This is a genomic window from Amycolatopsis decaplanina DSM 44594, from assembly GCF_000342005.1.
GTDB classification, from domain to species: Bacteria; Actinomycetota; Actinomycetes; order Mycobacteriales; family Pseudonocardiaceae; genus Amycolatopsis; species Amycolatopsis decaplanina.
Map to the genome: position 1 here is coordinate 1 of NZ_AOHO01000064.1, position 20,340 is coordinate 20,340.

A 20,340-nucleotide genomic window follows, 5' to 3' on the forward strand; every position below is an offset into this window, starting at 1 on the left:
ATGATGACCAGGCGCCTGACCCGCCACTAAGCGCGCCAGGACCACCCAGTCAGGTTCAAAGACACGCTCTAAGAACGGTTCTAACCGTCCTTACCACTCACGAGACGCGCCCCAATGCCTTACCGCGCCCTGACTCCGTCCGTGCCTCCAGGACCGGTCTAAGGCAGGCGCTGCCCCAGGAAGAGCGAAGCCGCGGCACCGATCATCAGCACCAAAGTCCCGATGATGACCCAAGGCTTGCTCGCGTCGGCGTCCTTCAGCTCGTACCCGATCTGCTCGCCGAGGTCGTCGTACACCCGTTTCAGCTCGTCCGCGCTCGCCGCCTTGTAGAAGTCACCGCCCGAAAGCCGCGCGATCTCCTCCAGCGATTCGTCGTCGACCTTCACGTCCTGCGGTTTGCCGTCGATGTCGACCGAACCGTGCGTGGTCCCGAACGAGATCGACGAGATCGGCACCTGGGCCTGCTTCGCGGCCTGCGCGGCCGTGTAGCCGCCGCGCGGGGCGTACAGGTCGTCCGGGACGGTCTGTTTGCCGTCGCTCATCAGGACGATCCGGGCGGGCGGCGGGCCTTCGGCGCCACCGACGATCGCCGAGAAGCTCTCGATCGACTGCAACGCGGCGAAGATCCCTTCGCCGGTGGCCGTCGACTGCGCCAGCTTGAGATTGTCGATCGCCTTCACCACGCCGCCGCGATCAGTGGTCGGCGCGACCAGCACGGTCGCCGTCCCCGCGAAGGAGATAAGCCCGAGGTTCACCCCCGGGGTCATGTTCTGCGCGAACGAACGCGCCGACTCCTGGGCCGCCTTCAACCGGGTCGGGGCGACGTCGGTCGCTTCCATCGACAGCGAGGTGTCGATCACCAGCATCACGGTGGCCCGGTTGCGGGGCACCTTCTGCTCGGCCGTCGGCCCGGCGAGGGCGACGGTGAGCACCAGCAGCGACAGCACGATCAGGATGGCGGGAACGTGCCGCACCCACCCCTGGCTCTTCGGCGCGACCTTCTCCAGCAGTTCCAGGTTGGCGAACCGCATCGTGCGCTTGCGCCGCGCGCGCTGGGAGAGCACGTAGCCCACGGCCACCGCGGCGACCGCCAGCAGCAGCAGGAACCACCACGGCGACGCGAATCCGGTCAGGCTCACGCGACACCACCGGACCAGCGGCGCTTGCGGGCCACCACGAACCGGACCATGTCCGCGATCCAGTCCGAATCGGTGCGCAGCACCAGATGCGCGGCACCGGCCCGGCGCAGCGCGGCCGCGACCTCCTGCCGGTGAGCGTGCGCCGCGGCGCCGAATTCCTTGCGCAGCAAGGCCGAAGCGTGCACTTCGCGCTGTTTCCCTGTCTCCGGGTCGGCCAGCACGACGGTGCCCACGTCGGGCAGGTCGATGTCGCGCGGGTCGAGGACTTCGATGGCGATGAGGTCGTGGTGGCCGCCGAGCGCGCGCAACGGGCGCTGCCATTCGGTGTCGCCGAGGAAGTCGGAGATCACGACGGCGAGGCCGCGACGACGCGGCGGGCGGCGCAGTTTCTCCAGTGCCGCGGCGAGATCCCCGCGGACACCTTCCTCGGCACGCGGGGTCTCGGCGATCTTGCGGACCAGTCCCCGCGCGTGCGGGAGCCCGCCGCGCGCCGGGATCCGCGTGATGCTGCCCGCACCGTTGGAGACGAGCGCGCCGATCCGGTTGCCGCCACCGCCGGTCAGATGGGCGACCGCGGCCGTCGCGCAGACGACCAGGTCGCGCTTCTCGCACAGCGCGGTACCGAAGTCGAGGCTCGCGGACACGTCCGCCACCAGCCACGTCTCCAGTTCGCGGTCGGCGACGGTCTCCCGGATGTGCGGGCTCGTCGTCCGCGCGGTGACCGCCCAGTCCATCCGGCGGACGTCGTCACCGGGCTGGTACGGCCGGGCCTCCCCCGGTTCCGAACCGGGCCCCGGTACCAGGCCGAGATGGTTTCCCTGAAGCAGACCGTCGAGACGGCGGCGCACGTCGAGTTCGAGCGTGCGCAGGCCCGCTTCCATCCGCTCCCCGCGGAGTACCGGCGGAGCCCAGGAAGGACGTTCGCCCTTCTCGTTCTTCACTCGGATTCCTTCAATCCTGTTGGTGAACCCGCGACCGACGTCGGGGTTCACGCATTTGGTCGCCTTTCCTGGTACATCTTCAGCTCCGCCTACCGGCCCTACCTGACGGGTGCGCCGGCCGGGACCGGGCCGCCCTGCCCGGCGCCGCCCTGCGGACGGGCCGAGACCTGCGGCAGCGGTACGGTCTGCAGCACCCGCGTGATGATGTGGTCGATGGGGACGCCGTCGGCGAGCGCGTCGTAGGACAGCACGAGCCGGTGACGCAGCACGTCGGGAACGACGTCGACGACGTCCTGCGGCAGTACGTAGTCCCGGCCGCGGACCAGCGCCAGCGCACGGGCCGCGGCGATGATGCCGAGGCTGGCACGCGGCGAGGCACCGTAAGACACCCAGCCCGCGACGTCGGCGAGCCCGTGGTCGTTCGGTGTACGGGTGGTGAGCACGAGGCGGACGACGTAGTCGACCAGCGCGTGGTGCACGAAGACCTGCGAAGCGACGTTCTGCAGCCGGACCAGCTCGGCCGGGGTCAGCACTTCTTGCGGAGTGGGCGGGGTGACGCCCATCCGGTAGATGATCTCGCGCTCTTCCTCGGCCGTCGGGTACTCGACGACGATCTTGAACAGGAAGCGGTCGCGCTGCGCCTCGGGCAGCGGGTACACACCCTCGTTCTCGATCGGGTTCTGCGTGGCGAGCACGAGGAACGGGTCGGGCATCGGGAAGGTCTGGCCGCCGATCGACACGTGCCGCTCGGCCATCACCTCGAGCATCGCCGACTGCACCTTCGCCGGCGCGCGGTTGATCTCGTCGGCGAGCACGAAGTTCGCCACCACCGGGCCGAGCTCGACGTCGAACCGCTCGGCCCCCTGCCGGTAGATCCGGGTGCCGAGGATGTCGGCGGGGACCAGGTCCGGAGTGAACTGCACACGCGAGAACGAACCGCCGACCACTCGCGCGAAGGTCTCGACGGCGAGGGTCTTCGCGACACCGGGGACGCCTTCGAGCAGGAGGTGTCCCCTGGCCAGCAGGCCGACGAGCATCCGCTCGACCAGCCTGTCCTGGCCGACGATGATCCGCTTGACCTCGAACACGGTCCGCTCCAGCAACTGGGCGTCCCGCGCCGGCGTTCCGGGCTGCTGCGCGCCGTCGGCGTAGCCGGGCTCGGTCACTCGTGCCTCCTGTGTTCCCCGCTTGCGTTCTTGCGTCCGGATGTGACCGTAGTGGTCGGTGACACAGCCGTTCGTGACGGTAGCCAACCCGATCAGCGGTATGACGGCTGTGAAGGGACCTCGCGCGCCTTCCGGAACTCCACCAGGTCGTCCCACGCCTGCTTCGGATGCATCGCCATCCGCTGCCGGACGACGGCGAGCCGGTGCAGGGCCGGCGTCAGCCGGTCGCCGGTCAGCGTGTCGTCGAAGATCTCCAGCACGGTCGCGCAGAACAGCACGAAACAGCCGCTGTGCCAACGCAGATCACGGATCGCCGCGGCGTCGCCGTCGCCGTCGGCCACCAGCCGCTCGGCGATCCCGGCCAGTTCCCCCGGCTCCTCCGTCCCCGGGATGCCGAGCAGCTCCGTGGTGAGCGCCGTCAGCTCCGGCGACCGGTCCAAAGTGGCCGCGGTGGCGGTGAAGGCGCGGGCTTTGCCGGCCAGCTCCCCGGTGACGAGGCTTCGCGCGACGATCTCCAGTGACGGCCGGTAGACCTCGCTCGCGAGATCGACCATCTCGATGGCGCAGCGTTTGAGGTCCCTGGGCAGGCCGCCCGACAGACAGTGCGCCAGGTAGCAGAACTGTTCCGAGATCCCCCGCAGCCGCAAAGCGATCCAGAGCCTGCTCTCGTCCAAAGTGAACGGTTCGAGCCGCAACATCTCCGAGAACGCGCTGTCGAACGCGTCGCGGACGCCGAGCCCGCGCTGTTCGAAGCCGAGGACGGCATCGTCCGAAACGGACACGAAGAACAGGCATCCCGGGACGTCGAAGACACCTTTGACGTCGTTGATGAACTGATGCGCCTTGTCGGGCTCCCCGATCTTGTCCAGTTCGTCGATGGCGATCACGACCCGGCCGGCGACCCTCTCCGCCGCCAGCCGTCGCGCCGCCTCTTCGGCGAACTCCCGGAACTTGTCGACGACCTCGGGATGGGTGAGCTGCTGCTCGGCACGTTGCGTCGACCAGGTCCGGCCTGCTTCCCCCTTCAGCGGCATGCTGAGCTTCCCGGACCATCCGGTCGTGTAGGTCTGCAGGAACCGGATCCGGTCGAGTTGCTGTTCGGTCAGGCGCCGGAAGCCCGCCAGGCGAACGTCCCGGCGGCGCGCGATCAGCAGGCGGGCGACCGCGGCACCGGCGACCGACACACCGAACACCAGCCGCAGGAGGAACAGCGACACCACTCCGATGGCGACGAGCCGCCCCACCGGCTGTCCCGTCCACACCTGCTGAGGCGTGACACGCCCGTTCACGACATCGAGCGCGAGCACCCAGAGGTCCTGCCACGGCGTCCCGCCCCAGAGAAGCCAGACGGCCGACGCCGCCGCTCCCCAGAACGCCAGGAACGACAACGACTTCCGGAGCGCTCGCCCGAGCATCCGCCGCCGCCGAAGACGGCCGGACACCGTTCGCGAGTCCTTCGAGATCTTCGCCAGCACCGCCTTGCACAGCAGCGCGTGCAGGTGCAGCACGAAGTCGCGCGCCTCGTACGCGGCGGGCGCGGAGGCGACCACGACCAGCGGCGCCGCCCGATCCGACCGGCTCAGCAGGCCTTGCTCCAACGACCGGATCGACGTGGTCTTGCCGGTGCCGCGATGCCCGGCCAGCGCGACGGCCACCGAATCCGCCCGGTCGACGATCCTGCGGAGGCGCTTCACCGCGGCCGTCCGCACGAGCCCCGCTTCCAGATCCGTCGAGGTATCCGGCTCTTCGAAGACGAGCTCCACCCCCTCTCGGATCCGCCGGTGATCGCGCAGGTAGTCGCGGAGTTCCGGCAAGACGATCTCGCGCAGCGCGTACTCCCACCGGTCACCCAGGCCGATCATCTCGGGATGCGCCCATTCCTCCGCGCGTGCCCAGCCTTCCGTGACGAACAGGCCGGGGACCCGGCGGCCGATGACCAGGACGGCCATCCCGATCACCGCGCCGAGCCCCAGCACACCGACCAGTTGGAAGGGCAGCGGCATCGACGACCACGACAGCCGCAGGATCCGGAGGTAGCCCACCAGGAGCGCACAGGTCACGAGCAACCAGCCCACCTCCCGCGCGGTCACCCGCCGGAACGGGAGACGCCGGGGACGTTCGAACACCACGCCCGCCCGCTCCCGTTCCATCCGGATCCGCGCGAGCGCGGTGACGTTGCCGAGAACGGCCTCGCGGGCGTCTTCGGCACGCAGTCCTTCCCTGCGGAGTCCCGAGGCGATCTCCGGCTCGGCGAGCGCCTCGTCGAGCACGTCCTCCAGTGCGAGCAGCGAGGACCACGTGTCGAAATCCTCGATGAATCCTTCGCCGTCACGCAGGAGGTCCGACTCGTATTCGTCCGGATGCAGGTCGCTCACCGGCTTATGATGCCGAACCGCCTCCCCGCGTTCCCCTGCTTCGGTCAGGAGAACCGGTTCAGATCCTCCGGCGTGTCGATGTCGTCGCTCTCGCCCGGCTCTTCGGGCACCTCGACGATCTCCAGCCCGCCCAACGTCCGCCGCAGCGACGCGTTCTCCACCTTCTCCGGCAGTGCGTCGCGCAGTGCCTCCGCACGCCAGGCACCGAGCAACCACTGTCGCTCCCCCGAGGCGTCGACCAGCACCGCTCCGGCGGCGGAACCGAGCCCGGACAGCAACCGGTCCACGGTGGACTTCCGGACGCCGGCGAGGTCGCCGGCCAGCACCACGACGATCTCCGTGCGCACCAACGCGAGCCCGGCGGCCAGCGCGGCGACCGGACCCGTTCCGGGTGAGGACTCGCGGGTCCAGACGACGTCGCCGAATCCCGGCCGTTCCGGGCCGACGACGATCACCGGATCCGCGTCCGCCAGTGCGGCCAATGCCCTGGCCAGCAACGGTTTGCCACCAACGGACAGCGCGGGTTTGTCCACACCGGACAGACGACGCGCGGCGCCGCCCGCCAGCACGATCCCCGCGTGCGCCACGCCTAGCCGATCAAGCGGGTCGCGTACGGCATGATGCCGCCGTAGCGCACCGGCGCGATCCGGACCCGCAGGCCCGACTGCGGCGCCTCGACCATCTGCCCGTTCCCGAGGTACATCGCGACGTGGTGGATGCCCCGCGCGCTGCCGCCCCAGAAGAGCATGTCGCCGCGGCGCATCTGGGACAGCGGCACCTTCCGCCCGGCGTCGTACTGGTAGCCGCTGTAGTGCGGGAGCGGCTTCACCCCGGCGAACGCGTAGATCATCAGGCCCGAGCAGTCGAAGCCGATCTTGTTGTAGTCGCCGTAGCGGTCCGCCGTGCCGCCGTCGCGGATACCCCGCGTCGGGCCGGAGGTGTTGCCGCCACCCCACGCGTAGACCACTCCGAGTTGGGACAGGGCCCGCTGGACGACGGCTTCGACACTCGCCCCGGCAGGGGCCGACTGGACGGGCCTGCCGGCCGGACGGCCACCGCCGCCCTGGCTGGGCCTCGACGCGGCAAGAGCGGCCTGACGAGCGCGTTCCTCGTCCTCGCGGGCCTTTTGCGCCTTCCAGTCCTCGTAGCGCTGCCGCTGCCCCTGCAGGCCGCTGACCTTCTGCTGCGCTTCGAAGAGCTGCTTCTCGACGTTCGCCTTGTCGGCTTCGAGCTTCTCGTTCTGCGTGGCCTGGGTGTCCTGCGCGTGCTGCGCGGCGCTCTGCGCGTTGTCGGCCTCGTGTTTGGCCGCCTCGGCCGCGCGCTTGCGCTCCTGCGCGATCTCCAGCTTCTTGCGCGCGGTCGCGTCCTTGTTGGACTTGTCCGTCTGCGCGCGCTTCATCGTGTCGAGCGCGTTGAGCCTGCTGCCGCCGACCGCGTCGAGCAGCTGGGCGCGGCCGAGCAGTTCCTTGGGGCTGTCGGCGGTGAGGTACGCCGAGACCGAGCCGACGGTGCTGCCCTGCTGGAAGCTGGCGGCGGCGAACTTGTCGAGGTCGGCGCGAGCCTTGTCGATGGCGGCCTGCGCGGCGTCGGATTCGGTGCGCGCGGACTTCGCCTCGCGATCGGCCTGCGCGGCTTCGTCCTGCGCGGTCTCCGCGTCGACCCTCGCCTTGTTGGCCTCTTCCATCTTCAGCTCGACGTCGTCGTTGAGCTGAGAGAGCTTCGACTCGGCCTGGGCCAGCTGGTTCGTGAGCCTGCCGACATCACCGGCCTTGGCGTTGGCCTCGGCCTTGCTGGAGTTGATTTCGGAGTCGCTGGGGTTCGGCGGGGGCGGCGGAACCGCGACGGCCGTACCCGTCACGCCGAGCAACAGGGCGATGCCGAGCGCGCCGATGGTCATGCCACGGCGGACACCGGTCCCCGACCCTGCTTCACCACGCACGATCCGCCCACCTCCTGATCTTGAACGACGAGGTCACTGTGCCACTGCCGTCACAGCATTACCAGAAGCACCACCAGGAACTTACACACCGTAGGCACCAATTCCCCTCAACGGGGGACGAACAAGCGAACGTTTCGCCACTCGAACGGCCGCAGGCCGATGAGACCTGCACGACTCGCGTGTCGGCTTGCCAAGTCAAAGTGAGCGGCAAGGGTCCGGAACCCGGGGGCGACTTGAATTTAAAAAAGGACGGGCGTACTGTTTGAAGGGACGAACGAGGTGTGCCATCCCGGGTCCGGACTTACGGTGGGGGTGCGCAACACTCGCTCCGGGTCGGCCCGAACGACCTGGAGAACACACCGAACTGACCCGCCACTGGAGTTAGAAGTGACCGCACCCGCCAGCAAGGACAGCTTCGGCGCCAAAGACACGCTGAAGGTGGGCGACGCCTCCTACGAGGTGTTCCGCCTGAACAAGGTCGAGGGCTCCCAGCGCCTTCCCTACAGCCTGAAGATCCTGCTCGAGAACCTGCTGCGGACCGAGGACGGCGCGAACATCACCGCCGACCACATCCGCGCGCTCGGCAACTGGGACGCCAAGGCCGACCCGTCGATCGAGATCCAGTTCACGCCCGCCCGCGTGATCATGCAGGACTTCACCGGCGTGCCCTGCGTCGTCGACCTCGCCACCATGCGCGAGGCCGTCACCGACCTCGGCGGCGACCCGGACAAGGTCAACCCGCTCGCCCCCGCCGAGCTGGTCATCGACCACTCCGTCATCATCGACGTCTTCGGCCGCGCCGACGCCTTCGAGCGCAACGTCGAGATCGAGTACGAGCGCAACCGCGAGCGCTACCAGTTCCTGCGCTGGGGCCAGGGCGCCTTCGACGAGTTCAAGGTCGTCCCGCCGGGCACCGGCATCGTGCACCAGGTCAACATCGAGCACCTCGCGCGCACGGTGATGGCCCGCAACGGCCAGGCGTACCCCGACTCCTGCGTCGGCACCGACTCGCACACCACCATGGTCAACGGCCTCGGCGTGCTGGGCTGGGGCGTCGGCGGCATCGAGGCCGAAGCCGCCATGCTGGGCCAGCCGGTCTCCATGCTCATCCCGCGCGTCGTGGGCTTCAAGCTCACCGGCGAGATCCCGACCGGCGTGACCGCCACCGACGTCGTGCTCACCATCACCGAGATGCTGCGCAAGCACGGTGTGGTCAGCAAGTTCGTCGAGTTCTACGGCGAGAGCGTCGGCGCGGTGCCGCTGGCCAACCGCGCCACCATCGGCAACATGAGCCCGGAGTTCGGCTCCACCGCCGCGATCTTCCCGATCGACGAGGAGACCGTCCGCTACCTCAAGCTCACCGGCCGGTCCGAGGAGCAGGTCGCGCTCGTCGAGGCCTACGCCAAGGAGCAGGGCCTCTGGCACGACCCGTCGCACGAGCCGGAGTACTCCGAGTACCTCGAGCTGGACCTGTCGACGGTCGTCCCGTCGATCGCCGGCCCGAAGCGCCCGCAGGACCGCATCGAGCTCACCGACGCGAAGAACTCGTTCCGCAAGTCGATCCACGACTACGTCGGCGGCGAGCAGGTCCCGCACACCAACGTGGACGAGACCGTCGAGGAGACCTTCCCGGCCAGCGACCCGGCCGCCCTCTCCTTCAAGGACGAGGACGCCGTCGAGATCCAGTCCGCGGCGAACGGCCACAGCGGCCGCCCGACCAACCCGGTCAAGGTCAGCACCGCCGACCGCGGCGAGTTCATCCTCGACCACGGCGCCGTGGTGATCGCCTCGATCACCTCGTGCACCAACACCTCCAACCCGTCGGTCATGCTCGGCGCGGCGCTGCTCGCGCGGAACGCGGTCGACAAGGGTCTCGCGGTCAAGCCGTGGGTCAAGACCTCGATGGCGCCGGGTTCGCAGGTCGTCACCGACTACTACGACAAGGCCGGCCTCTGGCCGTACCTGGAGAAGCTGGGCTATCACCTGGTCGGCTACGGCTGCACCACCTGCATCGGCAACTCCGGTCCGCTGTCCGACGAGATCTCCGCGGCGATCCAGGAGAACGACCTCACCGCGGTTTCGGTGCTCTCGGGCAACCGGAACTTCGAGGGCCGCATCAACCCCGACGTGAAGATGAACTACCTCGCGTCGCCGCCGCTGGTCATCGCGTACGCGCTCGCCGGCACGATGGACTTCGACTTCGAGAACCAGCCGCTCGGCCAGGACACCGACGGCAACGACGTCTTCCTGAAGGACATCTGGCCGTCGGCCAAGGAGATCCAGGAGACCATCGACTACGCGATCACGCAGGAGATGTTCACCAAGGACTACGCCGACGTCTTCGACGGTGGCGAGCGGTGGAAGTCGCTGCCGACCCCCGAGGGCAAGACCTTCGACTGGGACGCGGAGTCCACCTACGTCCGGAAGCCCCCGTACTTCGAGGGCATGCAGGCGAAGCCCTCCCCGGTCACCGACATCTCCGGCGCGCGCGTGCTGGCGAAGCTGGGCGACTCGGTCACCACCGACCACATCTCCCCCGCCGGCGCGATCAAGCCGGGCACCCCGGCCGCGCAGTACCTGACCGAGCACGGTGTGGAGAAGAAGGACTTCAACTCCTACGGCTCGCGTCGCGGTAACCACGAGGTCATGATCCGCGGCACCTTCGCGAACATCCGGCTGCGCAACCAGCTGCTGGACGACGTCCAGGGCGGCTACACCCGCGACTTCACCCAGGACGACGCCCCGCAGGCGTTCATCTACGACGCGGCGCAGAACTACGCGGCGCAGGACATCCCGCTGGTCGTCCTGGGCGGCAAGGAGTACGGCTCCGGTTCCTCCCGTGACTGGGCGGCCAAGGGCACGCGCCTGCTCGGGGTGCGCGCGGTGATCACCGAGTCGTTCGAGCGCATCCACCGGTCGAACCTGATCGGCATGGGCGTCATCCCGCTGCAGTTCCCGGCGGGCGAGTCGGCCTCGTCGCTCGGCCTCGACGGCACCGAGACGTTCGACATCTCGGGCATCACGAAGCTGAACGACGGCGAGACCCCGCGCACGGTCCACGTCACCGCGACGAAGACCGACGGCACCAAGGTGGAGTTCGACGCGGACGTCCGCATCGACACCCCGGGTGAGGCGGACTACTACCGCAACGGCGGCATCCTGCAGTACGTCCTGCGGAAGATGACCCAGGCGTAAGCACCACATACGAAGGCCCCTTTCCCCGCACTTTGGGGAAAGGGGCCTTCGTATGTTCTTCGGTAGCTTGGACACATGGCCCACGGTCGGATCCAGGTCGAGAACGGCGAGCTCGCATACGAGATCCGGGGCGAAGGTGATCCCGTCATCCTGCTCCACGGCGGTATCCTCGACTCGCGAATGTGGGACGCCGAGATGACGGCGCTCGAACGGCGCCACACCGCCATCCGGTACGACGCTCGCGGACATGGCGAGTCGTCCACGCCGACAGAACGGTTCAGGCACTACGAGGATCTCCGCGAGCTGATGATCGCGCTGGAATTCCCCCGCGCGTCACTGGTCGGGTTGTCCGGCGGTGGGCGGATCGCGGTCGATTTCGCGCTGACCTACCCGGATCTGGTCGAGAACCTCGTCCTCGTCGCCACCGGCCTCAGCGCTATGGTGGCGAAGGACCCCTTCGTCCTGGAACAGAACAAGAAACTCGAAGAAGCGGGCGCCCGAGGCGATCTCCCCGCCGCCATCGAAGCCATCCTGCGCATGTGGGTGGATGGCCCCCGGCGGGCGCCCGCGAACGTCGACCAGCGGGTCCGGCGGCTGTGCCAGGAGATGTACACGCAGACTGTCGTGCGGCACGGACTCGCCGGCTTCACGCTGATGGACGAACTGCGCGCCATCGAACGCACCGGCGAGCTGACCCCGCGCACATTGACCTTGGTGGGAGATCTGGATTCCTCGGACATCGTCGCCATCGCCGACCAGATCGAAAGCGAGGCACGCGACGCCCGGAAACTGGTCGTCCCCGGGGCCGCGCACATGATCAATCTGGAGAAACCCGCCGAGTTCTCCCGGATACTGCTGGATTTCCTGGCCCGCTCGTGAGTGGTGAGGACGGTTCTAACCGTCCTTACCACTCACGAGGTCTTCTTCCCGGTGTCCCCGAGCGCGTCGTGGATCGTGTCACGCAGCCAGCGCTGGGCCGGGTCGGCATCGAGTCGCGCGTGCCAAAGCTGGCAGACCTCGATCCGCGGGAGATCCGCGGGGATCGGGAACCAGCGGATGCCGAGCGAACGGCCGTACTGCTCGGCGAGCCGCTGGGGCGCGAGCCCGATGTAGTCGCTCGACGCGACCAGGAACGCGGCGACGGCGGAGGTGGGAACGACCGCCGCGACCCGGCGCTGGAGACCGGCCGCCTCCAGCACGTCGTCGAGCGGCCCCCTGCCCCTGCCGCGCCGTGAAGCGGAAACGTGGGGATACCGGCAAAGCTGCGCCAGCGTCGGACGGCGAACGTCGCCGAGCGGACCGTCCGCCCTGACGATCGCGACCACGCGTTCGTGGTACAGGAGCGCCGAATGGATATCGGGCGCCGCGATGTCGCCCGCGCCGATGTCCAGGTCCACCGAACCGTCTCGCAAGGCTTCGGTGCTTTCGCTGCCTTCGGCGACAAAGCGCAGGACAACGCCCGGCGCGACGGCGGCGGTCGCCTCGACGGCGGCCGTCACCAGTGTCGCGGCGACGCCGTCGTTGATGCGGATGGTGAAGGTGCGTTCGAGGTCGCCGATCGCCAGCTCACGGTCCGCGCTGATCAGGGCCGACGCCTCGTCGAGCAGCGATCGCACCCGCGGAGCCGTCCGGAGGGCGAACGGCGTCGGCACCATCCCGCGGCCGGCGCGCACCAGGATCGGATCTCCCATCGCCCGTCGCAACCGGCCCAGCGCCCGGCTCGCCGCCGGGATCGACAGGTGCAGACGTTCGGCGGCCGCCGTCACGCTGCCCTCCCGCAGCAAGGCGTCGAACACCCTCAAAAGGTTGAGGTCCAGCTGATCGGCCATCGTTGCATGATACGCAACTCTCACTTGCCAAAGTTGCGTGGCATGAAGAACCTGCTGGCCCATAGCTTCATGGACATGCCACTCCGACTTCAACTCCGCGACAACCCCGCAGCCGCGGCGGACCGTCCGTCCTCGCGGCGCGGCCTGCCGGCCGCCATGTGCGCCTGTGTCGTGCTCATGGTCGGGATGGTCGCCGCGATCAACCTCGCCGTCCCGATGCTGGCCGCGAGCGACCTCCACCCGTCCGCGTCGGCGCTGATCTGGATCGTCGACACCTACGTCGTTTTCTTCGCCTGTCTCGTGATCCCCGGCGGAGCGGCGGGCGACCGCTTCGGCCGCAAGGGGGTCCTGCTCACCGGCCTGGCTCTGTTCGCGGCCGGCGCGCTGCTGTCGGCGATCGCGCCGAACGTGCCGTTCCTGCTGGCGGGCCGGGCGATCACGGGGATCGGGGCCGCCGCGGTACTGCCCAACACGCTCGCCGTCCTGCTGCACGCCGTCCCCGCCGAACGCAAGGGCGTGACCATCGCGACCTGGGCGTCGATGACCGGCATCGGTGGTGTGGTGGGGAACGTCGGCGGCGGCGCCGTGCTGGCGGGCGGATCGTGGCGCTGGCTGTTCGCGGCCGCCGTCCCGCTCTCGCTGGTGCTCGTCGCGCTCGTCGCCCGGATCGCACCGGTGTCCCCGCGGCACGACCGGCCGCTCAGTCCGCTCGGCGCCGTCCTGCTCGTCTGCGCGTCGGTCGCGTTGCTGCTCGGCATCGTCGAAGGTCCCGAAGCTGGCTGGACCAGCCCGATCGTCCTGGCCGGATTCGCCGGCGCGGTCGTGCTGTTCGCCCTGTGGACGTTCGTGGAGCTGAAGGCCGGGCATCCGCTGCTCGATCCCCGGTTGTTCCGCGTGCCCGCGCTGCGCAGCGCCTGTCTCGGCATGACCACGATCTTCTTCGGGATGTTCGCGCTGTTCTACGTCAACGCGTCCTTCCTCCAGTACGGCAAGGGTTTCAGTGTGCTGCTGACCGGGCTCGGGATCATCCCGCTGACCGTCCCGGTCATCCTCGGCGCACGGCACGCCGGCAGGCTCGTCCAGCGCGTCGGCGTCGACGCCACTGTCGCCATCGCGTTCGTCTTCTGCGGCTGCGGCCTCATCGGACTGTCCACAAGCGACACTTCGACGCCATATCCGGTCTATGCGGCCTGGCTCGTGGTGACCGGGATCGGTGTGACGGCGGCCCTTCCGACGCTGTCCGCCGCGATCTCCGGTTCGCTGCCTCCGGCGCAGGCCGGTGTCGGCGCGGGGCTGCAGGCCACCACCCGCGAGTTCGGCAGTGCGCTCGGTGTCGCGGTCATCGGCACCGTCCTCACCGGACGGTTCGTCGCCGCGCTGCCGTCCGGCATCCGTTCGGACCACGATCCGCACACCGTGGCGCAGGCGCTGGCCGCCGCCCCCGGACGCTCCCCCGAAGTGATCTCCGCGTTCGTCACCGCCGCGAGCACGGCCCTCCGGGTGATCGGTGCGAGCGTGCTCGTCCTCGGGGCGCTCGCCGTCCTGCAATCACGGCTTTCCCGTAACACCAAGTAGAAGGAGTATTCCCATGCACGTATTCGTCACCGGGGCGACCGGCTGGATCGGCTCGGCCGTCGTGGACGAGTTGCTCGACGCCGGCCACGAGGTCACCGGCCTCGCCCGCTCGGACACCTCCGCCGCCGCGCTGGAGCGGAAAGGCGCCCGGGTCCGCCGGGGCGATCTGGACGATCTCGACGGCCTCCGCGCGGGCGCCGAAGAGACCGACGCCGTCATCCACCTGGCGAACAAGCACGACTGGGGCAACCCCGCCGAGTCCAACCGGGCCGAGCGGGCGGCCGTCGAAACCTTCGCCGACGCCTTGACCGGGACGGGCAGGGCCTTCGTTCTCGCCGCGGGCCTCTCCACACTGGCCAAGGGGCGCCCCGCCACCGAGACCGACCTCTCCCCCGCCATCGGCCCCGACTCCCATCGCGGCGGTAGCGAGAACCTCGCGCTCGAGTACGCCGAGAAGGGCTTGCGGGTGATCAGTGCCCGCTTCGCGCCGTCAGTGCACGGCGTGGGCGACCACGGATTCCTCGCCGCCATCGTCGCGGCCGCTCACAAGCACGGCGTGTCCGGCTACATCGGTGACGGCACCGCGGCCTGGGCCGCCGTGCACCGTGCCGACGCGGCCCGGCTCGTCCGGCTCGGGCTGGAAGGCGCGCCCACCGGCTCGTTGCTCCACGCTGTCGCGGAAGAAGCCGTGACCACCAAGGAAATCGCCGAAGCCGTCGGACGGGTGCTCGACCTTCCGGTGGTGTCCGTGGCACCGGAGAACGCCGCCGAGCACTTCGGCTTCGTCGGCCGGTTCTTCGCGCTGGACATGTCCGCGTCCAACGAGCGCACTCGCGAACTCCTCAAGTGGACCCCGTACGGACCGAGCCTGGCCGAAGACATCGAAGCCGGCGCCTACGCCTGATCGAGAGGAATCATCATGTCCGAAGTGACCGCCTTCATGCTGGTGAAGACCACGCCGGAATGGCTCGGCCTCACCGTCGAACAGCGTGTCGAGGCCTTCAAGACCGAAGTCCTCCCGGCGATCGAGAGCAAGGTGAAGGGAGTCCGGTCCCGGTTCTTCGACACCGAGTTTTACTCCGCGCGAGTGACCGACGTGTGGGTGTGGGAGGCCGAGGACCACCAGTCGTATCAACTGCTCGTCGAGGTGCTGCGTGAGACGCCCTTCTGGGACCGGTACTTCGAGGTCGTCGACCTTCTGGTCGGGGTCGAGAACGCGTACGCCACGAACTACGGTCTGGACGCCTACGCGAGCGTCAACGTCTGAAGCCGGCGGGAGCCTCCCGCCGGTAACCCACGAGAAGACGGCCTCCCACGCCGTCGAGGACACCGGCGGCGACCCGGCGCAACGACGCCGGATCCCCCGCGCACACGACCTGCCGGTAGCCGAGCAGGAGTTCCCGGCAAGTCTCCGGATCGGCTTCCCGAAGCCGTCGCAGGAGCCACTTGCCGTGTGAGCGCCACCGTCCTCCCACCAGGAGGATCAGCTCGGCCACCGCGATCAGCAGCCGGTCTGCGATGAAGACCAGTTCGTCGGGATCGTCGGCCCCGCCGAGGTCGTCGAGGAGATCGGTGAGCAGGTAGCGCTGGTCCTCCAGGTCGGTCGCGGAAAGCGGCGGCGGCCCGGCACGCAGTCGCTCCCGGGCCTCCGCCCGCGTCCGCTGGCCGAAGCCGTCGCGGTCGAGCAGGACGGCACCTTCACCGCACATGTGCAGCAAAGGTGAGCGGCGATTCGCCGTCTCCTGCTCGGCGAAACCCTCGTACGACTCGGGGGTATGGCAGAACAGTTCCACCGGCACGCCGTCGTGTTCGGTCGTTTCGCGGTACGGCGCGGGCGGCCCGTCGAGGAACACGACGACGTCGAGATCTGAACTCGCGGTGCGCCGTCCGGTGATCGCGCTTCCGCCCAGAATCGCGGCCCTCGCGCCGGGAAAGCGGGCCTCGACCACCTGGCGAGCGATACGGACGGGATCCATCGGCCCAGCATGCCTCAGCCTGGTCGGCCGGTGGGTGAGCCAGGCGCACCGGCGGCCGCGACCAAGCCGAAGCCGGTGCCCTGGTCACCCGCCCGGATCACCTGGACGAACAGTTCGTCCGCCCCATCCGGCCCTCCCCGTCCGGAACTCCAGGGCCGGGCGTCCGGGACCCGTCCCCGGACGCCACGAAGGCCACCGTCGTGACGGTGGCCTTCGTGGTCATCAGCCCAGGATCAGGCGGTTTCGAACGGCTGGACGTTCGGCTGGAACACCTGGCCGTTGGCCGGGACCTTCAGATCGATCAGGTAGTCGGCCGTCACCTTGTCCACCCCGAGCGAGTCGCCCAGGATGCAGTGCCCGAAGGCGTCGACCGAGAGCAGCCGGGCGTTGCCCAGCTCGTCGGCCATCCGCTTCGAGAACAGGTACTGGGTCGCCGGGTCGTAGAAGTTGCCGACGACCAGCACCGGGGTGTCGGTCTTGGCCTGCCACGGGCCGCGGTAGACGTCCGGCTTCTTCACCGGCCACACCGGGCAGCCCGCCACGTCCGAGAACGCCTGGTAGCGACCGAAAGTGGGCGATTCCTTCTCCCACTTCGCGGCGATCTCGGGGACCTTCTCCTGCTTGATCGTGATCTTCTTGTCCGAGCAGTTCACGGCGAAGTAGGAGTCGTCGCCGGTGTACGGGCTGTCCGGGTTCGCGTCCGCGCGCCCGTTCGCACCCGACCGCAGCACCTTCAGCTCGACGGCCTGTGCCGTCTGCGTCTGGACCGACGGCGGGTGGACGACGTTGTACAGCGCCTGCAGGTCGTCGGCCAGCGGCGGGAACGACGTCGGCGAGTACAGCACCCCGGACACCGTGCTGGTGAACGCGTTGATGTCGTAGCTGCTCCCGTCCGGCAGCTTGATCGGCTGCTGGCGCAGGTGGTCGCGGATCTCGTCGAACTTCTCCCGCGGCGTACCGGCGCTGAAGGAGCACTTCGGCCCGACCTGCGCGCACTTGCGCAGGAAGGCGTCCAGCGCGATCTCGAACCCGCGAGCACGCTCACGGTCGTACTGCACGCCGTCGCTGGTGCGCAGTGCCGGATCGACGTTGCCGTCGATGACGATCGCCCGGCTCTGCTTCGGGAACATCGACGTGTACGTCGACCCGATCAGGGTCCCGTACGAGAAGCCGACGAAGGTCAGCTTCTGGTCGCCGACGGCCGCTCGCATCTTGTCGAGGTCACGCACGACGTCCTTGGTGGACATGTGGTTCAGCAGCGCGCCGGCGTTGTTCTTGCAGAACTGGCCGTAGTCGCGGTACGAGGCCAGCGTCCCGGAGATCTCCTGCCGCGACAGCGGCACGGGGATCTGCGCGGCGAAGACGTCGTCCGCGTCCTCCTGCGTGGTGAAGCATTTGAGCGGGTTGCTGGCCCCGACCCCGCGCGGGTCGAACCCGATCAGGTCGAACCGGTCCAGCACTTGCGGCTGGAAGTAGTTCGCCGCGCCGATCGGCATCCGGAACCCGGAGCCGCCGGGACCGCCCGGGTTGAGGAACAGCGAACCGACCTTCTTGTCGGGCGTCTTCGCCGCCCGCTTCAGCATCGCGATGTCGATGGTGCCGAGCGCCGCGTTGTCGTGGTCGATCGGCACGCGATACCGCGCGCAGCTGTAGAACTTGACCTGATCGGCGGGAACACCGCGGATCTGGTCCGCCGTGCAGGCACCCCAGTTCACCGGCGCCGTCGCGCCGACCTGGGCGGCGGGCGTCCCGGCCTCCTGGGCGGCGACCGCCGTCCCGGACGCCCCGTTCAACGCGGCGCCGGCCACGAGTGCCCCTACCAGTGCGAAACCGCGCACCGGCCTCCTTGTGGATCTCGGCAAAACGACTCCTCCCTCGGCTGGCGACGTGACGGACCACGTCGCTCGGCGCGCCGCCGACGTCACGGCGCGTAACACCAAGCGAGCCTCGCACAAGCCGGTAACCCAGTCACCGGCCGAAAGGATGGTACGAACCTATCGAGTGGTTGTCTTCAACTCGAAAATCGGTAACACACGGCAAGCGGCGTGGGCCTCCATGGAGTAACCGGGCCAGAACTCGAGCAGCAGTTTCCACATCGCTTCGTACTCGTCGCCGAGCAGTTCCCTGGCCTTGACCGGGATCTCCTTGCCCGCCAGCGCGACGACCGCGTCGGGGTGCGAGCGAAGGTTGTGTGTCCACGCGGGATCATTCGGCCTCCCCCAATTCGAGCCGACGAGCACGAAGCCTTCCTCGTGCGGGAAGTACAAGAGGTTGGTACTGCGGGGCAGCCCGCTCTTGCGGCCGGTCGTGGTCAGCCGCAGGGAAGGGAGCCCGGCCAGCGCGACCAGGCTCACCTTCCCTTTGAACAGCCGGTGGAGTCTCTTGTCCACCCAGATGATCCCGCCCGCGAGCCCCATCAGCCACGGTTTCGTGCCGAGCGCGCGGGCGAGCGACGTGAGAGGGTTAGGCACGGACAGATCTTGCCAGGCTCACCCCGAACCGCGATTCCGAGTCCGTCCACCATTTCTCCACCGAGAAACCGGCTTCGGCCAGTTCCGCGGCGATTCCTTCCCGCCGGAACTTCGCCGAGATCTCGGTGCGCACGTATTCGCCCTCGGCGAACTTCACCTGCAGGTCGGCGCCCGGGATGTCGACGGTCAGCGGCTCGCGGGCGCGCAGGCGCATTTCGATCCACTCGTTCTCCTCGTCCCAATACGAGACGTGGTCGAAGGCGGCCGGATCGAAGTTCGCACCGAGGCCGTTGTTGATCACGTGGAGCATGTTGCGGTTGAACTCGGCGGTGACGCCGTCCGCGTCGTCATAGGCGCGTTCCAGGGTTTCCCGGTCCTTCACCAGGTCCGTCCCGAGAAGGAACCACTCCCCTTCGTCGAGCACTTCGCGGACCGAGCGCAGGAAGGTGGCGCGGTCGGCGGGGAGGAAGTTGCCGATCGTGCCGCCGAGGAAGACCACCAGCCGTGGGCGGTCGCCCGGCAACAGGTCGAGGTGCTGGGTGAAGTCACCGACCACGCCGCGGACTTCGAGGGACGGGTAGTCGGCCGTGATGGCTTCCGCCGCTTCGGCGAGCGCGGTTTCGGAGACGTCGAGCGGGACGAACTCCTTCAACGTGCCGTGGCTCGTGAGCGCGTCGAGCAGGAGCCTCGTCTTCTCACTCGATCCGGAACCGAGTTCGACGAGGGTGTGCGCACCCGAGCTTTCGGCTATCTCACCACCGCGCGCGGCGAGCACCTCCCGTTCGCTCCGGGTCGGGTAGTACTCGGGAAGGGCGGTGATCTTCTCGAACAGTTCGCTGCCGCGCGCGTCGTAGAACCATTTGGGCGACAACCACTTCTGGTCCGCCTCCAGGCCGGCGCGGACGTCCGCGCGCAGCTGCTCGGTGATGTCCGATTCGCTGTGGTGTACGTCGAGGTCGACTTCGGTCATCGTGCCTCAGGGCTCCGATCGGCTTCGAGGGGAAGGATTTCCACGCCCGCGCCGGTGACCCGGACGGCGTGGTGGTCGGGAACGGGAGTCCATCCGGGATCGTCGTCGCACGGTTCCGACGCGACGAACACACCGTCACCGGTGTCCCGATAGGACAGGGAATGCGTCCACGCGGTACCGATGAGCGTCCGGCCGTCGGTCAGCAGGAGATTGAGCCGCGAACCCGGCCCCGCCTCCTCGATCATCCCGGTCAGCCAGGTGACGGCAGAGAGCGGGTCCTCGCCCGCCTCGAGCCGCTCACGCAGCAACGCCCACAGCAGTACCGAATCCGTGGTCGCCTCCAGCGTCAGCAGACGAGTGATCGGCAGTTTCGCGGCGAGTTCGGCCACCGAGTCCGGCCAGCCCCTCACGAGCCCGTTGTGGCTGAAGAGGTAGCCGCCGCCGGTGAACGGCGCGTTCGCCGCCTCGACCACGGGCATCCCCGTCGTACCGTTCCGGACCGCCGCCAGAAAGGCGTGCGACCGGACCGATCCGGCCAGCGCGGGCAGGTCCCCGTCCGTCCACAAGGGAGCGGACCGGCGCAGCCGCAGCGGATCGGGGCCTTCGGCGTACCAGCCGAGGCCGTACCCGTCCGCGTTGACCGAGCCGCCGCCCCGCATGTCACGAGGGGCGTAGGACTGCACGAGCAGCGAATGAGGGGCGTGAAAGAGCATCTCGGCCGGCGAACGCGGCTCACCGAGATACGCGAGGTGACGGCACATGCC

At 68.9% G+C, this 20,340-nt stretch carries 17 protein-coding genes; 5 read left to right on the forward strand and 12 right to left on the reverse strand.

Annotated elements, in window-relative coordinates:
- Positions 1-158: 158 nt before the first annotated feature.
- The 6 genes from H074_RS23605 to H074_RS23630 all read right to left on the reverse strand — a co-directional run bounded on the left by H074_RS23605 (position 159) and on the right by H074_RS23630 (position 7,560).
- Positions 159-1,139: a VWA domain-containing protein gene (locus H074_RS23605; RefSeq protein ID WP_007032583.1), complete on the reverse strand. Its 981-nt coding sequence runs from the start codon at positions 1,137-1,139 to the stop codon at positions 159-161.
- On the reverse strand, positions 1,136-2,020 hold the full coding sequence (locus tag H074_RS23610; RefSeq protein ID WP_225950060.1) for a DUF58 domain-containing protein: 885 nt from the start codon (positions 2,018-2,020) through the stop codon (positions 1,136-1,138). The genes H074_RS23605 and H074_RS23610 overlap by 4 nt, the downstream gene beginning before the upstream one ends.
- Positions 2,021-2,178: 158 nt before the next feature.
- Positions 2,179-3,246 (reverse strand): AAA family ATPase, encoded by a 1,068-nt coding sequence (locus H074_RS23615; protein WP_007032585.1) that lies wholly within the window; start codon positions 3,244-3,246, stop codon positions 2,179-2,181.
- A 92-nt stretch (positions 3,247-3,338) separates the two neighbouring features.
- Entirely contained in the window at positions 3,339-5,621 is a 2,283-nt protein-coding gene (locus H074_RS23620; protein ID WP_007032586.1) for a hypothetical protein, read from the reverse strand.
- A gap of 44 nt (positions 5,622-5,665) precedes the next feature.
- Positions 5,666-6,208 carry a molybdenum cofactor guanylyltransferase gene (mobA, locus tag H074_RS23625; RefSeq protein WP_007032587.1) on the reverse strand — a complete coding sequence of 181 codons (543 nt, stop codon included), beginning with the start codon at positions 6,206-6,208 and terminating at the stop codon, positions 5,666-5,668.
- Between the two features lie 2 nt (positions 6,209-6,210).
- On the reverse strand, positions 6,211-7,560 hold the full coding sequence (locus H074_RS23630) for an NlpC/P60 family protein (RefSeq protein WP_007032588.1): 1,350 nt from the start codon (positions 7,558-7,560) through the stop codon (positions 6,211-6,213).
- 387 nt (positions 7,561-7,947) lie between these two features.
- Here H074_RS23630 and acnA point away from each other — a divergent pair, with 387 nt between their 5' ends.
- Both acnA and H074_RS23640 read left to right on the forward strand, forming a co-directional pair.
- Positions 7,948-10,755: an aconitate hydratase AcnA gene (gene acnA, locus H074_RS23635; RefSeq protein WP_007032589.1), complete on the forward strand. Its 2,808-nt coding sequence runs from the start codon at positions 7,948-7,950 to the stop codon at positions 10,753-10,755.
- Positions 10,756-10,830: 75 nt separating this feature from the next.
- The gene (locus H074_RS23640) at positions 10,831-11,634 is read left to right on the forward strand and encodes an alpha/beta fold hydrolase (RefSeq protein WP_007032590.1); all 804 of its coding nucleotides are present in this window, start codon (positions 10,831-10,833) and stop codon (positions 11,632-11,634) included.
- 32 nt (positions 11,635-11,666) lie between these two features.
- On the opposite strand, the gene H074_RS23645 is transcribed toward H074_RS23640, so the two are convergent.
- Positions 11,667-12,584 (reverse strand): LysR family transcriptional regulator, encoded by a 918-nt coding sequence (locus H074_RS23645; RefSeq protein WP_007032591.1) that lies wholly within the window; start codon positions 12,582-12,584, stop codon positions 11,667-11,669.
- A gap of 156 nt (positions 12,585-12,740) precedes the next feature.
- Between H074_RS23645 and H074_RS23650 the strand changes: the two genes are divergently transcribed.
- Genes H074_RS23650 through H074_RS23660 form a run of 3 tightly spaced genes read left to right on the forward strand, consistent with a single transcriptional unit; the run spans position 12,741 to position 15,426 of the window.
- Positions 12,741-14,159 (forward strand): MFS transporter, encoded by a 1,419-nt coding sequence (locus tag H074_RS23650; RefSeq protein WP_200865811.1) that lies wholly within the window; start codon positions 12,741-12,743, stop codon positions 14,157-14,159.
- A 13-nt stretch (positions 14,160-14,172) separates the two neighbouring features.
- Positions 14,173-15,063 (forward strand): SDR family oxidoreductase, encoded by an 891-nt coding sequence (locus H074_RS23655; protein WP_007032593.1) that lies wholly within the window; start codon positions 14,173-14,175, stop codon positions 15,061-15,063.
- Between the two features lie 15 nt (positions 15,064-15,078).
- A complete protein-coding gene (locus tag H074_RS23660) occupies positions 15,079-15,426 on the forward strand; it encodes a darcynin family protein (RefSeq protein ID WP_007032594.1) in 348 nt (115 codons plus the stop codon).
- On the opposite strand, the gene H074_RS23665 is transcribed toward H074_RS23660, so the two are convergent.
- The 5 genes from H074_RS23665 to egtC form a co-directional block, all read right to left on the reverse strand.
- Complete coding sequence (locus H074_RS23665) at positions 15,416-16,135, reverse strand: nucleotidyltransferase domain-containing protein (protein WP_007032595.1); 720 nt, start codon at positions 16,133-16,135, stop codon at positions 15,416-15,418. The genes H074_RS23660 and H074_RS23665 overlap by 11 nt on opposite strands.
- A gap of 233 nt (positions 16,136-16,368) precedes the next feature.
- Positions 16,369-17,973, reverse strand: a complete 1,605-nt coding sequence (locus H074_RS23670; protein WP_007032596.1) for an alpha/beta hydrolase — start codon at positions 17,971-17,973, stop codon at positions 16,369-16,371.
- A gap of 156 nt (positions 17,974-18,129) precedes the next feature.
- Positions 18,130-18,552 carry a nitroreductase family deazaflavin-dependent oxidoreductase gene (locus H074_RS23675; RefSeq protein WP_007032597.1) on the reverse strand — a complete coding sequence of 141 codons (423 nt, stop codon included), beginning with the start codon at positions 18,550-18,552 and terminating at the stop codon, positions 18,130-18,132.
- A gap of 46 nt (positions 18,553-18,598) precedes the next feature.
- Positions 18,599-19,576: an L-histidine N(alpha)-methyltransferase gene (gene egtD / locus H074_RS23680; protein ID WP_007032598.1), complete on the reverse strand. Its 978-nt coding sequence runs from the start codon at positions 19,574-19,576 to the stop codon at positions 18,599-18,601.
- Positions 19,573-20,337 (reverse strand): ergothioneine biosynthesis protein EgtC, encoded by a 765-nt coding sequence (egtC, locus tag H074_RS23685; RefSeq protein WP_007032599.1) that lies wholly within the window; start codon positions 20,335-20,337, stop codon positions 19,573-19,575. Before egtC ends, egtD begins: the two co-directional genes overlap by 4 nt.
- Between the last annotated feature and the right edge of the window lie 3 nt (positions 20,338-20,340).

Excerpts from the sequence above, each read along its gene's own strand:
- H074_RS23645 (WP_007032591.1), bottom strand. The coding sequence starts at position 12,584 with ATGGCCGATCAGCTGGACCTCAACCTTTTGAGGGTGTTCGACGCCTTG.
- egtD (WP_007032598.1), bottom strand. The coding sequence starts at position 19,576 with ATGACCGAAGTCGACCTCGACGTACACCACAGCGAATCGGACATCACC.
- H074_RS23640 (WP_007032590.1), top strand. The coding sequence starts at position 10,831 with ATGGCCCACGGTCGGATCCAGGTCGAGAACGGCGAGCTCGCATACGAG.
- H074_RS23610 (WP_225950060.1), bottom strand. The coding sequence starts at position 2,020 with ATGGAAGCGGGCCTGCGCACGCTCGAACTCGACGTGCGCCGCCGTCTC.
- egtC (WP_007032599.1), bottom strand. The coding sequence starts at position 20,337 with ATGTGCCGTCACCTCGCGTATCTCGGTGAGCCGCGTTCGCCGGCCGAG.
- H074_RS23660 (WP_007032594.1), top strand. The coding sequence starts at position 15,079 with ATGTCCGAAGTGACCGCCTTCATGCTGGTGAAGACCACGCCGGAATGG.
- H074_RS23675 (WP_007032597.1), bottom strand. The coding sequence starts at position 18,552 with ATGGGGCTCGCGGGCGGGATCATCTGGGTGGACAAGAGACTCCACCGG.
- H074_RS23655 (WP_007032593.1), top strand. The coding sequence starts at position 14,173 with ATGCACGTATTCGTCACCGGGGCGACCGGCTGGATCGGCTCGGCCGTC.
- H074_RS23650 (WP_200865811.1), top strand. The coding sequence starts at position 12,741 with ATGTGCGCCTGTGTCGTGCTCATGGTCGGGATGGTCGCCGCGATCAAC.
- H074_RS23665 (WP_007032595.1), bottom strand. The coding sequence starts at position 16,135 with ATGGATCCCGTCCGTATCGCTCGCCAGGTGGTCGAGGCCCGCTTTCCC.